General features: G+C 64.8%; 14 protein-coding genes. 11 read left to right on the top strand and 3 right to left on the bottom strand.

Features of this window, described 5'->3' with window-relative positions; all coding sequences use genetic code 11:
• Positions 1-9 precede the first annotated feature (9 nt).
• The 3 genes from ACNO8S_RS05385 to ACNO8S_RS05375 all read left to right on the top strand — a co-directional run bounded on the left by ACNO8S_RS05385 (position 10) and on the right by ACNO8S_RS05375 (position 2,817).
• A complete protein-coding gene (locus ACNO8S_RS05385) occupies positions 10-1,002 on the top strand; it encodes a hybrid sensor histidine kinase/response regulator (RefSeq protein ID WP_050037838.1) in 993 nt (330 codons plus the stop codon).
• Between the two features lie 243 nt (positions 1,003-1,245).
• Positions 1,246-1,482: a hypothetical protein gene (locus ACNO8S_RS05380; RefSeq protein WP_004593153.1), complete on the top strand. Its 237-nt coding sequence runs from the start codon at positions 1,246-1,248 to the stop codon at positions 1,480-1,482.
• A gap of 264 nt (positions 1,483-1,746) precedes the next feature.
• On the top strand, positions 1,747-2,817 hold the full coding sequence (locus tag ACNO8S_RS05375) for a sensor histidine kinase (protein WP_420182605.1): 1,071 nt from the start codon (positions 1,747-1,749) through the stop codon (positions 2,815-2,817).
• Positions 2,818-2,837: 20 nt separating this feature from the next.
• On the opposite strand, the gene ACNO8S_RS05370 is transcribed toward ACNO8S_RS05375, so the two are convergent.
• Positions 2,838-3,269, bottom strand: coding sequence for an SRPBCC family protein (locus ACNO8S_RS05370; protein WP_420182604.1), 432 nt, complete (start codon positions 3,267-3,269; stop codon positions 2,838-2,840).
• A 60-nt stretch (positions 3,270-3,329) separates the two neighbouring features.
• Between ACNO8S_RS05370 and ACNO8S_RS05365 the strand changes: the two genes are divergently transcribed.
• From ACNO8S_RS05365 to ACNO8S_RS05355, 3 genes are read left to right on the top strand one after another with little or no spacing between them, the layout of a single operon-like run.
• Positions 3,330-4,232 (top strand): ATP-binding cassette domain-containing protein, encoded by a 903-nt coding sequence (locus ACNO8S_RS05365; protein WP_420182603.1) that lies wholly within the window; start codon positions 3,330-3,332, stop codon positions 4,230-4,232.
• Positions 4,233-6,107 (top strand): PrsW family intramembrane metalloprotease, encoded by a 1,875-nt coding sequence (locus ACNO8S_RS05360; RefSeq protein ID WP_420182602.1) that lies wholly within the window; start codon positions 4,233-4,235, stop codon positions 6,105-6,107.
• Positions 6,100-7,188 carry an ABC transporter permease gene (locus ACNO8S_RS05355; RefSeq protein ID WP_420182601.1) on the top strand — a complete coding sequence of 363 codons (1,089 nt, stop codon included), beginning with the start codon at positions 6,100-6,102 and terminating at the stop codon, positions 7,186-7,188. The genes ACNO8S_RS05360 and ACNO8S_RS05355 overlap by 8 nt, the downstream gene beginning before the upstream one ends.
• A 23-nt stretch (positions 7,189-7,211) precedes the next feature.
• On the opposite strand, the gene ACNO8S_RS05350 is transcribed toward ACNO8S_RS05355, so the two are convergent.
• Positions 7,212-7,625 carry a CopG family ribbon-helix-helix protein gene (locus ACNO8S_RS05350; protein ID WP_014040047.1) on the bottom strand — a complete coding sequence of 138 codons (414 nt, stop codon included), beginning with the start codon at positions 7,623-7,625 and terminating at the stop codon, positions 7,212-7,214.
• 103 nt (positions 7,626-7,728) lie between these two features.
• Between ACNO8S_RS05350 and ACNO8S_RS05345 the strand changes: the two genes are divergently transcribed.
• From ACNO8S_RS05345 to ACNO8S_RS05335, 3 genes are all read left to right on the top strand, one after another.
• A complete protein-coding gene (locus ACNO8S_RS05345; protein WP_420182600.1) occupies positions 7,729-8,616 on the top strand; it encodes a hypothetical protein in 888 nt (295 codons plus the stop codon).
• A gap of 70 nt (positions 8,617-8,686) precedes the next feature.
• On the top strand, positions 8,687-9,664 hold the full coding sequence (locus ACNO8S_RS05340) for an aldo/keto reductase (RefSeq protein WP_420182599.1): 978 nt from the start codon (positions 8,687-8,689) through the stop codon (positions 9,662-9,664).
• A gap of 57 nt (positions 9,665-9,721) precedes the next feature.
• The gene (locus tag ACNO8S_RS05335; protein WP_420182598.1) at positions 9,722-10,015 is read left to right on the top strand and encodes a hypothetical protein; all 294 of its coding nucleotides are present in this window, start codon (positions 9,722-9,724) and stop codon (positions 10,013-10,015) included.
• 7 nt (positions 10,016-10,022) lie between these two features.
• Here ACNO8S_RS05335 and ACNO8S_RS05330 read toward each other — a convergent pair whose 3' ends face one another.
• Positions 10,023-10,523 carry a macro domain-containing protein gene (locus ACNO8S_RS05330; RefSeq protein WP_420182597.1) on the bottom strand — a complete coding sequence of 167 codons (501 nt, stop codon included), beginning with the start codon at positions 10,521-10,523 and terminating at the stop codon, positions 10,023-10,025.
• A 119-nt stretch (positions 10,524-10,642) separates the two neighbouring features.
• Between ACNO8S_RS05330 and ACNO8S_RS05325 the strand changes: the two genes are divergently transcribed.
• Positions 10,643-11,347 (top strand): YqjF family protein, encoded by a 705-nt coding sequence (locus ACNO8S_RS05325; RefSeq protein ID WP_050037829.1) that lies wholly within the window; start codon positions 10,643-10,645, stop codon positions 11,345-11,347.
• Between the two features lie 21 nt (positions 11,348-11,368).
• A complete protein-coding gene (locus ACNO8S_RS05320; protein ID WP_420182596.1) occupies positions 11,369-12,043 on the top strand; it encodes a DUF2071 domain-containing protein in 675 nt (224 codons plus the stop codon).
• Positions 12,044-12,055: the final 12 nt, after the last annotated feature.

Here is a 12,055-nt window from a genome sequence, read left to right as displayed (position 1 = left end):
TGTCAGGTGATGACGCCTGCTCGTGGGACCGTCTATCTCGTGGTCGGTACCGAAGCGACAGACCTAGCTGCGGCACTCTCCGAGGCGCTGACAACGGACGGGGCAACAGCCGAGGCAGTCCGAGACACGAGCGTCGTACGGGACCGGCTGAGTGACGGGGATGTCAGAGGTGTCGTCGTCAGTGACGACGGCGACCACGACGGGATAGCGGTGTTCGAGGAACTGCGAGCGGCCGGGGCCGAGATTCCGATTGTCCTCGTCGCGAGCGACCCCGAACCGGACCGGGTCACCGAGGCGCTCCGGGCCGGCGTCACCGATTACGTGACCGCGGAGACGCCGGCATCCCTGTTGGCCGCGAAACTCGAAGCGTACGCGACCCGGTGGCCGACCGACTGGCGGGTCGGTGCCGTACAGTGGGACGACATATCGAGCGGCGTCTCTCACGACGCGAAGAACCCGCTGAACGTCGTTATGGGCCGATTAGAGCTACTCGACATCGGTGAGCCCCACGAAGACGCATTGAATCGGTCCGTTCGCCGAGTCGAGACACTGCTCACCGATCTCTCGCGCATCGGGAGCACCGCGTGTCCCGTCTCGGAAACGGACTCGCTCTCGCTTTCTGACGTAGCCACTGAGGTCTGGGCCGCAGAGAGCTACGAAAATGCGACGCTGGAAGTGGTGACTGACACGTCTGTCGACGCCGAAAACGACCGACTGCAGTTGCTCCTCCGCGAACTGTTCGACAACGCGGTCACACACAGCGAGGGACCCGTAACCGTCACCATCGGTGCAACCGAGTCCGGGTTCTACGTGGCCGACGACGGCCCGGGGATTCCCGAAGCGGACCGCGACGAAGTGTTCGACCAGGGCTTCGGGACGACGCGGGAGGGGGAGGGATACGGACTGTTCCTCGTCGAAACTGCGGCGCGCGCCCACGGCTGGACAGTATCGGTCGGGAGCAGCGAATCCGGCGGCACGCGGATCGACGTGACGACAGCCTAGCGGTTATCTCACCCACAATCGCTGTCGGTATCTGGAAGACGGCGGCTGGGCTGGTCCCGAACTGGCTGTGGCCGAGATGTGTCGATAGCTATTCGGCCCTGTCGACCATTACTGTCCAAGATGTGAGATGTATGTGGTGCCGAAAACCGACGGACGGCGGCCGACCTGAACCTTCCGTCAACGGAAAGAAGCGGCCGTGAACGTTCCGGTATCGCTATAAGGGATGAATCTGTAGTTTCGAATATGCCTCATATTTGTCGGAACTGCAAGCGGACCTTCGGCACAGAACTCGAACTCGAACTCCACCGCGACACATGTTCGGACGGGCAGCTCTACTGCGACGAATGTGGCGACCGGTTTACCGAGCGAGCGGCGACGGAAGACGGCTGGCACTATCGATGTCCGAATGACGACTGTGACGGCACCGGGATCGACGACGACATCCACAAAGTATCGGACGCACGCGTAACCAAACAGTAGCTGGCAGGAAAACAGGCCGAGCCGACAGTAACACCGACGATAATGCTGGGAAATACGCCGCACACCTGTTCCGTTGGCCAGCAGATGTAAATGCACGTCTAACAAATCGATGCGGAAGTGACAGACCCAGATCGCCGCTCAGATCGCCTGCCAGCCCTTATTCAGGGAGTCGGGTGGCTGCTCCTCCTCGGAGGCGTCGCTAACTATTTTTATTTCTCTGATTCCGGCCTATCAGCGCTTGTTACTGCTGATTTCGTGGTCAGTATGCTGGCAATCGTTCCGTTTGCAGCGGCGATCATCGTCGGCGGGTTCTGGCTCAGCAACTCGGAGATCGAGCCGGACCACTACCGGCGTATCGGGGTCTGGTTCGCTGGGGGGCTGGTTTCTTTTCTGCTGTTGAATGTGGCGATGATTCTAACCTGGCCGACGGGGTCGCTAAGTGAAGACATCGGCTGGGCGCTGTTTGCGGCTATCGTCGGCGGCTTCGGTGGCCTCATGATGGGAATCTTCGAAGCGCGCGCGATATCCCGAGCCGTCGAGGCCGAGCGACAGCGACTCCGCCGGGAGGCCATCGAGCAGCGCAACGAACGCCTCGACGAGTTCGCGGCCGTCGTGGCACACGACCTCCGGAACCCGCTCAACGTCGCGTCCGGTCAGTTGGAACTCGAACGAATGGACCGGGACTCGGAACATCTGGAAACGGCTGCGAGAGCGATGGACCGAATGGAAACGCTCATCGACCGGACGCTGACGCTGGCTCGAAGCGGGCACGTCATCAGCGAGACGGAGGCCGTTGATCTCGCAGAACTGGTCGATAGCTGCTGGGAGGCCGTGCCGACGGCGGATGCGACGCTCGAAAACGAAGTGACAGCCGTCATCGACGCCGACCCGGATCGGCTCCGTCACCTGTTCGAGAACCTGTTTCGGAACAGTGTGGAGCATGGCTCCACAGGCAGTCGAACGGGGCCCGACGACAGTGTTGGGCATGGGTCCACGGGCAGGCAGTCACCGTCAGAGGACGCCCTCGAACGTGGCAGTGCTAACCTGACGATTCGTGTCGGCGAGATGTCTGAAGGGTTTTACGTCGCCGATGACGGCTCCGGAATCCCGCCCGCCAAGCGTGAAGCGGTGCTCGACGACGGGTACACCACCACGGACGGCGAAGGCGGGCTGGGGCTGGCAATCGTCCAGCGCATCGTCGAAGCCCACGGCTGGGACATCGACGTGACCGAAAGCGACGGGGGCGGGACACGCTTCGAGATTACGGGCGCTACGAGAGCAGACAGCCCGGACGAAGACACCTACACGCGCTCGAAGACGCCGATACAGCCCTGACGGGTCGACGCGGTCGCTGCCTACGCCTCGCGTCGTCGTGCGATAGCAGCGACGTGCTGGCACGCTCGGGCACACACCGGAGCGTAGCCGGTCGCCAGCGGCGGGATCTCGAACCCAACGACGGAGCCGGAAGCCCGTTCCTCGGCGAAGTGACCTGTTGCGTGGAGCCGAGCGACGTTCCACGTCCAGCGATACGGCGCACACGCCGTCACTTCAAACGGGAGCCACACCACGCCAGCAGCGCGAACGCGGCCGGTCGTCCCGTTATCGATATATCGGGTGTCTGTTTCGACGGTTGTGACCGACGGCCCCCAGTCGGACCAGCAGTCGGTGTCGGTCAGGACATCCCACACGGTGTCGACCGACGCATCGACGTCGTGCCGGACGATCAGCCGTCGCCCGTCCGGTGTTTTCTTGATCGAAACACTGTTCGTGCCGAGTTCGAGTACCATTATCAGAAGCAATAGGCCGGAGCCAAGGTATAGGTTAGTTCACCCACAATCAATCGCCAGATGATTGACGCCCGGGATATTCGGAAGGAGTACGGCGGTTTCGTCGCTGTACAGGGCAGTTCGTTTTCGGTCGACCGCGGCGAGGTGTTCGGTATCATCGGGCCGAACGGGGCCGGCAAGACGACGACGCTGAAGATGCTGGCGGGTCTATTAGAGCCGACAAGCGGCTCCGCCGAGATAGCGGGACTCGACACCGAGACCGCGGAGATGCGCCAGCAACTGGGCTTTCTGCCCGAGGAATCGCCGCTGTACGAGGAGATGACACCGATCTCCTACCTGAAATTCTTCGCCGACCTCTACGACGTGGACCCCAACGTGGCCGAGGAGCGGATGCACGACACGCTGGACGAACTCGAACTCGAACACCGCGACCGGAAGCTCGGAGATATGTCCAAGGGGATGAAACGGAAAGTCGCCATCGCCCGCTCACTCATCAACGACCCCGACGTGCTCATCTACGACGAGCCGGCGTCGGGACTGGACCCGCTGACGACGAACTACGTCATCGAGTTCACGGAGCAGTTGGCGAAAGAGGGCAAGACCATCGTTTTCTCCGCACACAATCTCTTTCACGTCGAATCGATCTGTGACCGGGTCGTCATCATGAACGAGGGCGAAATCGTCGCCCGCGGCGACCTCGAAGAACTTCAGGCCGAGTACGGCCACACGCGGTATCACGTCTACACCACCGTCGACGTGCCCGGCGCAGCCAAGGAAAACGGCACCTACGAGCGCGTCGTCGAAAGCATGGAGGCAGTCGAGACGACACGCAGGCAGGCCGAGAACCGGGGCGGCGACGTGGTCGACATACGGACGGAGGAGTCCAGCCTGGAGGAGGTGTTCCTCAACGTCGCCGAGGCCGGGACCCGCGGCACGCGGTACGTCGAGGAGGACGCGGAGTAGATGCAACCCGACAAGCTCCTGCGCGTCGCGAAGTGGGAGGTGACGAAAAACGCCGGCGGCGTCGACAAGCGGACCATCGTCGTAATGGCGCTGTCCCTCGTTGCGATGGGCGCGGTCGCCGCGATAGCCGTCAGCGGCGGCACTGGTGCGGGCATGGACGACGGCATCTACCGGATCGGCGTCGAGGAGAACAGTCCCTACTACGGCGTCGCGGCAGATGACCGGACGTTCGACATCCGTGAGCCGGACCCCGCTGCCATCGAGCGACGCCAGCAAGAACTCCTGTATCGGGGGACCCAGCTCCAGAGCGTTCCACGGACGGCGAAAGAACGGGCAGCGCTGGCCGAACTCCGCGACAGTACGGCGCAGTACAACGACCAGACACTCGCTCGGGACGACAACCAGACCGCCGCGTTCCCCGTTTCTGTGACGCTTGTCTACGAGCAGCAGTCGGGGAGCAGCCAGCTCGACCCCCGAAGCGACGACAGCAGTGATGGGTCGGGTTCCTCGGCCGGCAGTGGAACGAGTTCCGGCGGCAGCGGTGACGGGTCGGACACGAGCGGCACTGGCGGCTCAGCCACGAGCGGCGGCGGGGACGGCGGAACCGCCGGTGGCAGCGGTGCGAACCTCGGCGCTATCGGCGCGCGATTGACCGGCGACGTGCAGGGTGGCACCCCCTCGGACATCTCGCCGCCGTTCCCCTTCGAGTCGCTCGTGCTCGCCTTCCTCTACATCGTCCCGATGAACTTCGTTATCCAGGCCTACGGCTCGTCGATGCTCTCCGAACGGCTGAACCGCCGCGGCGAACTCCTGCTGGTGACGCCCGCCTCCCGCGGGGACATTATCGGCGGGAAGACGCTCCCGTACTTCGTGGGTGCTGTCGGCGTAGCGGCGCTCATCACTGCGGCACTGCGGTTCGGGAACATCGCGCCGGCGGGGAGCTACGTCGCGGTGCTGGCGGTGGTCCCGCTCGTCGTTCTGTTCCTCTCGGCGACGTTCTGCGGGGCGATGTTCGCCCGCTCGTTCAAGGAACTCACCTTCGTGACGGTGACGATAACGGTGACACTGACCTCGTACGCGTTCGTCCCGGCCATCTTCACCGACGTGACGCCGATTGCGCTCATCTCGCCGCTGACGCTGGTCGTGCTCGACCTGACTGGCCAGTCGGTCGGGCTCTCGTCGTTCGTCTTTTCGGTGACGCCGCCGCTGCTGACCGGACTAGTGCTGTTCGGTCTGGGAGCCGGTCTGTACCGGGAAGAGGATATGTTCACCCAGCGTCCGATTCCGCTGAAGGTGCTGGACGCGCTGGCCGGTGGCATCAACTCCCGCCGGAGCGCGCTAAAGATGAGTATCATTCTGCTGCCGCTGGTCATCGTCGCCGAACTGGCAGCCATCGCGTTCCTGTTCGTCCTCGATTCGGTGTCGCTGAACGTCTTCGGCACGAACCAGTCGCTCGGCATCGTGCTCGTACTCGGCGTCATCGTCGTCGTCGAGGAACTGGCAAAGAGCCTGCACGTCTACGCCGGCTACGAGCACGCCCGCTACGAGCGGACGCTCCGGTCGGCGCTCGGCATCGGCGCGCTCTCCGGGCTCGGCTTCTTCATCGGAGAGAAAGGCCTGCTTATCGCCAGGCTCTCCGACCTCGAAAGCCTGCCCATCGGGGAAGCCGCCCTGCAGGGCGCGACGTTGCCTGCCGGCCTGCCGCTGTGGGTTGCTGGGTTGCTGTTCCTGCTCCCGCTGGCACTGCACACGGTGACAGCGGCCATCTCGTCGGTGGGCGCGAGCCGCGGGCGACGGGCCTATCTCGGTGGATTGGTGCTGGCTATCGTCATCCACTTCGCCTACAACTTCGCGGTGGTGAGCACCCTTGTCTGACGACCGCCCCATCTGGCGCGACCCGCGGGTCGTCGTGGCCCGGCGGGACATCCGGTCGCTGTCCCGCGAGAAGACCATCGTGCTGGCGCTGCTCATTCAGCTGTTCGTCGCGGGGTTCTCCTCGTTTCTCGTCGTCGGCCTCACGTCGCTGTACGATCCAGGATCGGTCGCGGCCGGCGAGGTGGAGATGGCCGTCACCGGTGACGCCCGCGAGGAACTGGAGGCCGCGGCCGCCGAACAGGACGGGACCAGCGTCACCGCCTTCGAGAACGAGGCCGCCGCACAGAGGGCGTTCAATCAGCGCCGGGTGGACGCGATACTGCGCGGCGACTACGTCCCGTCGACGCGCGGGCCAGGGGAGCAGATAGCGGTCACCGCTGTCGTGCCGGAGGGGAGCATCCGGTCGACGCTCATCGTCGTCGAAGTGCGCCGGGTCCTCAGCGGGCTGGAGCGCCAGGAGCGCCTGGAGCGGACGCCGTATCTCGATAAGCCGCCCGTGCCGCTCCCGGACACTGTCAGCGCGAGCCAGTACTTCGGGTTCACCTACACCATCCTGATTCCGCTGCTCCTGTTCCTCCCGCCGTTCATCAGCGGCTCAGTAGCCGTCGACACCGTCACCGAGGAAATCGAACGCGGGACGATGGAACTGCTCCGCGTGGCCCCGGTGTCGCTGCTCGACATCATCGACGGGAAGGCCCTGGGCATGGTGTTACTCGCTCCTGCGCAGGTGCTACTGTGGCTCGGATTGCTGTCCACGAACGGCATCGCCGTCTCGAACCCGGCGGCGATTCTGCTGTTCATCACTGCCGTCACCGTCGTCGTCGTGACGCTCGGGGTCGTGCTGGGCATCACGCTCCAGAACCGTCGCCCGGCGCAGTTGCTGTTCTCCGTGCTCACTCTCGTGCTGTTCGGCGGGGCCGTGCTCCTCCCGGAGCACCCGGCGACCACGGTGGCGAAGCTTGCGGTCGACAGCCCGACCTTGCTGACCTACGGCCACGTCGGTGGCGCAGTGCTGGTGGCGGTCGCTGGCTACGCTGCCGCAAGGGTGTACATCGGCCGCATCGCCGCGGAAGCGCTGTAGAACGGAGGGAAGAAGAGCAGGCGTTACCCGTGGCCGTGTGGCTCCGCCGCCTCGTCGCGGATGACCATCACCTTCACTCGGCGGACGGCGTCGAAGTCCCGTAGCCGATAGGTGAGGTCCCGGACCCGCTCGGCCGGGCCGCGACAGAACAGCGATTCGAGACACCACTCGCCCTGATGGGTGTGACTGGTGTTGAGAATCACGTCCTGAAACGTGTGCTGGACGGCGTGGAGGTCCCGAATCACGTCGGCGTGGCGGTAGTCGAACCCGACCAGCGCTACCACGTCGCCGTCCATCGCCGCGAGCCGTGAGTGTCGCTCGACGTACTCCTCCATAGCCTCTCGCACCGCCCGCGAGCGGTTTTCCAGGTCCTGTTCGCGCCAGACGCGGTCGAACTCCGCGAGAAGGCCTTCGGGGATGTTGACGCTCGTTCGCATACCCGGATTGCCGTCGCCGGCCACAAAGGTCCCCGTATTACGCAGCCCCCGATTCCGTAGTAACAACCCTTAGGCAGGGCCGTAGCGTCGGTGTGGTACATCGATGGCATACAGCGAGGCACTCGGCCTGTTTCTCGGGGCAATCGCCCTCGGCGCGGTTCACGGGCTCGAACCGGGCCACGGCTGGCCGGTCGCCGCGTCCTACGCCCTCGACCAGTCCAACGCGTGGCTGTCCGGCTTCGCGGCGAGCCTCCTGCTGGGCGTCGGCCACCTCGTCAGCAGCATCGCGATGGTGTTCGCGTTCTTCTACGCCAAGGCCTACTTCGACCTCACGCAGGCCAACGAGCCGCTGGAACTGGCCGCTGGCGTCCACATCGGCGGGCCGGTGAGCATCGTGGCCGGCTGTCTGCTCATCGTGCTTGGCATCCGTGAGTATCGGTACGGCCACGACCACGGGCATGGCGACGCGGCGGAGACTCACGACCACCAGGCGGCATCGGGCCACGACCACGAGCATGGCGAAGTAAATGCCAACTCCCATACTGATTCCAATTCGCAGGACCATCAGCATCAGCACCACGGGCACTCCCACGGCAGTAACCACTCGCACGGAGACGACAGCGGCGGCCTATGGTCGCGGGTGTTCGGCAGACTCCCGCTCGTCGGCGGCCACTCCCACGCGCACAATGGTCTGGACGATGCCGCCGACCGGGGGCTGTTCGGCATCGCCTGGTTCGCCTTCCTGCTGGGGTTCGCCCACGAGGAGGAGTTCGAGATTATCGCCCTCTGTGCCGGCTCGCCGTACTGTCTGGAGCTGATGAGCGCCTACGCGGCCACGGTCATCGTCGCGCTCGTCGGCCTGACGATGGCGCTCATCGCTGGCTACCAGCAGCACGAGGCGGCCGTCGAGCGGTACACGCCGTACCTCCCGTTGGTCTCCGCCGTCGTGCTCGTCACGATGGGTCTCGGGTTCGTGGCTGGCGTGCTCTGACGGACGGTTTCTCACCGCAGTCCGGCCGCTCGCCCCATCCTTTTTGCTCGGAGCGCCCGGGGTGGGGAACATGGAGTACACGACACTCGGGTCGACTGGTATGGAGGTCAGCCGGCTCTGTCTGGGCTGTATGAGCTTCGGAACCTCGGAGTGGCGCGACTGGGTGCTCGATGAGGACGAGAGCCGCGAGGTCATCGAGCGGGCCATCGACCTCGGCATCAACTTCTTCGATTCGGCCAACATGTACTCGATGGGCGAGTCCGAGCGGGTCCTCGGGACCGTCCTCGACGACTACGACCGCGACGGGCAGGTCGTGGCGACGAAGGGGTACTTCCAGATGGACGAGGACGACCCCAACGCCGGCGGGCTCTCGCGGAAAGCCATCGAGCAGGAACTGTCGAACTCGCTTTCCCGGCTGGGGATGGACACCCTCGACCTCTACCAGATCCACCGCTGGGACTACGACACGCCCATCGAGCAGACGCTCCGGGCGCTGGACGACGCGGTCCGGCGGGGCCAGGCGCGCTACGTCGGTGCGTCGTCGATGTGGACCCACCAGTTCGCCGACGCGCTACGGACGAGCGAGCGCGAGAGGCTGGAGCGGTTCGAGACGATGCAGAACCACTACAACTTGCTGTATCGGGAGGAGGAACGCGAGATGCTCCCGCTGTGTGAGAAAGAGAACGTCGGCGTGATGCCGTGGAGCCCGCTGGCCCGGGGCTATCTCACCCGCCCGCACGAGCAGGTCGAGGAGACGGTCCGGGGCGAGACGGACGACTACGCTCGCGAACACCCCTACTACGAGGGGAACGGCCGCGAGGTCAACGAGCGCGTGCAGGAACTGGCCGACGAGTACGACGCCTCGATGGCACAGATCGCGCTGGCATGGGTGCTCGACAAGGAGTGGGTCGACGCACCGATTATCGGGACAAGTAGCCTCGAACACCTCGAAGAAGCGGTCGCGGCGCTCGAAATCGACCTCTCGGCGAGCGACGTGGAGTGGCTGGAAGAGCCATACGAGCCAGTTCGGGTGTCTGGCCACGAGTGAGCCCCCAAAACGGTTAACCCGCTGTGCGATGAAGCACTATATTGAGGAAAGGTAACAATGACCAATGCTCGGGGGCCGAGCAGCGAGACATTCGAGGAGACGACGGGCAGTGACGCCTGCGTCTGTTCGATAGGTAACGCGGTCGAACACTACGTGACCGGGATACTGGGTCTCGTCGCGACGCTCGTCGTCGGTATGCAGGTCTATCCGTGGCTACAGTCCGTCGCCGATACCACGTCGTATCTCGGGTCGACGTGGCTGGTGTTTAGCTTCGCCGCGATATGGCTCGTCTGCTGGATCGCACTGGAAGTCGCCTGGGAGTGGCGTGCCGGACGGGTACACCTGCTGTAACGGACAGTTAGTCGCGAACGTCAGCCGCGACTCGTTGCATCCCTTCGAAGTCATCGTCGGAGTAGGCGATGAGTCGCACGTCTGTCAGGTATTCGGGCTGGTATTCGTCGATGACAGTGCAGATAATTCGGATACCCTCCTCGAAGTCGAACCCCGCGATACCACAGCCGATGGCTGGAAGGACCAGCGACTTACAGTCCAGCGCGTCCGCTTCCACCAGTGCGTTCCGGGTTGCGGTGCGGATGCTCTCGGCGGTTGATTGACCACCCGGTGGCATCGCAGCGGCGTGGATGACATACTCGGCGTCGAGGTCGTAGGCGTCGGTCGTGGCGACACCGCCGGGGTCGACCGGTCCCTTCGCGACGGCCTCGTCATTCAGCCCCGACCCGGCCGCGCGCTTGAGCGCCCCCGCGACGCCGGAGCCCATCTGCAGGCTCGTGTTCGCCGCGTTGACCAGTGCGTCCGCCGACTGTGCAGCGATGTCGCCCTGGATTACCTCGAACTTCATGCGCGATGCTGGGAGCGGAGTGGTCAAAGTTTTAGTGCCGATGCGGCCGGACGCACTCATTGCCATCTGTCACCGCGTCCCACGACAGGCAGAAACCTGTTTGGCCTTTACTACCAGATATGGACCTGCTGACGATGACGTGGCGGGACGTGGGGTTCATGCACTGGCCAGTCGAGCCCGATATCGTCCAGACGACGCTGCCGGACGGGCTCGCTGTCGACACGTACGACGGGCAGGCGTGGCTCAGTGTGGTCCCGTTCCAGATGGCGGACATCAGGCCGCGAGGCAGTCCGATTGGGCGGTCCTTCGGCGAGCTAAATCTCCGGACCTACGTGGTCGCCGACGGAACGCCGGGGGTGTACTTCTACAACCTCGACGCCGACGACCGCCTCAGCGTCACGCTGGCCCGGCGGCTGTTCCAGTTGTCCTACTACCGGGCATCGATGCAGGTCCGGCCCGACGGCGACAGCGTCGAGTTCCGGAGCCGTCGGACCAGTTCGCGCGCACCGCCGGCGGATTTCCACGCCACCTACGAGCCGACTGAGCCGCCGTCGACACCCGAACCGGGCTCGGTGGAGTCGTTCCTCGTGGAACGGTACCGCTTCTACGCCGCGAGCGACGACGGCACGGTGTACTACGCCGACATCGACCACGAGCCGTGGCCGCTCCAAGCGGGGCGAGCCGACATTCGGACGAACGGCCTGTTCGCCGCGTCGGGGTTCGACAGGCCCGACGGCGAGCCGCTCGTCCACTACTGCGCCGAGATTCCGGTGACTGCGGGGCGACTCCACCGGCTCGACGGGGTCTCCCAGTACACTGATTAGCGTGTCGGCCCCAGTGAGGGTGTGGTCGCCCTCCGTCCGCTGCAGGTCACGCTCGACGACGTTTGCTTCTGTCACTGGCCGGTCCCCGAGACAGCGGTGCAGGCGACAGTCCCCGACTGGCTCACCGTCAAGACGGCTGACGGCGACGCCTGGGTGTCGGCCGTTGGGGCAACTGTCGACCGCGTCGAGACGTTCGGTATCGAGGTCGCCGGGCCGTCGGAGTTGCTCACGGTTCGGACCTACGTCCGCGGACCGACCGGTCAGCGCGGGGTCTGCGTGCTGGCGCTGTTCGGTGACGACAGGCGGACAACGACGGCGGTTTCGGAGCTGTTTCGCATCACAGTCGGTGATGCTACCCCGCGAACGCTCTCAACGGCCGACCGTCGCCGGGTCCTCGACGCCGGGGAGCGGCGACTGTTCGAGTGCCGGTACACGGCTGGCGGTGAGCCGGTGGCGATTCCACCGGACTCACTGGTCTCGTTCCTCGTCGACCGACAACGGTACTTCACAACCGGGCGCTTCGGGACGCATCTCGTTGGGAGCGTCGGCCACGACCCGTGGCGACTCGACCGCGTTGACGCCACTGTGACCGGGTCAGTACTCCCACTGGTTGACATATCTGATCGTGAGGCAGAGCCGTTAGTCCATCACAGTCCTGGGCTTCGGGTTTCGATTGCCCCACCGGTACCGCCCTAGCCGGGACCAGCG

Origin of the sequence: Haloarcula sp. KBTZ06 (assembly GCF_048595605.1) — an archaeon.
Classification (GTDB): domain Archaea; phylum Halobacteriota; class Halobacteria; order Halobacteriales; family Haloarculaceae; genus Haloarcula; species Haloarcula hispanica.
The sequence above is the reverse complement of the archived record's forward strand: the minus strand, read 5'-3'. Positions and strand labels throughout refer to the sequence as shown.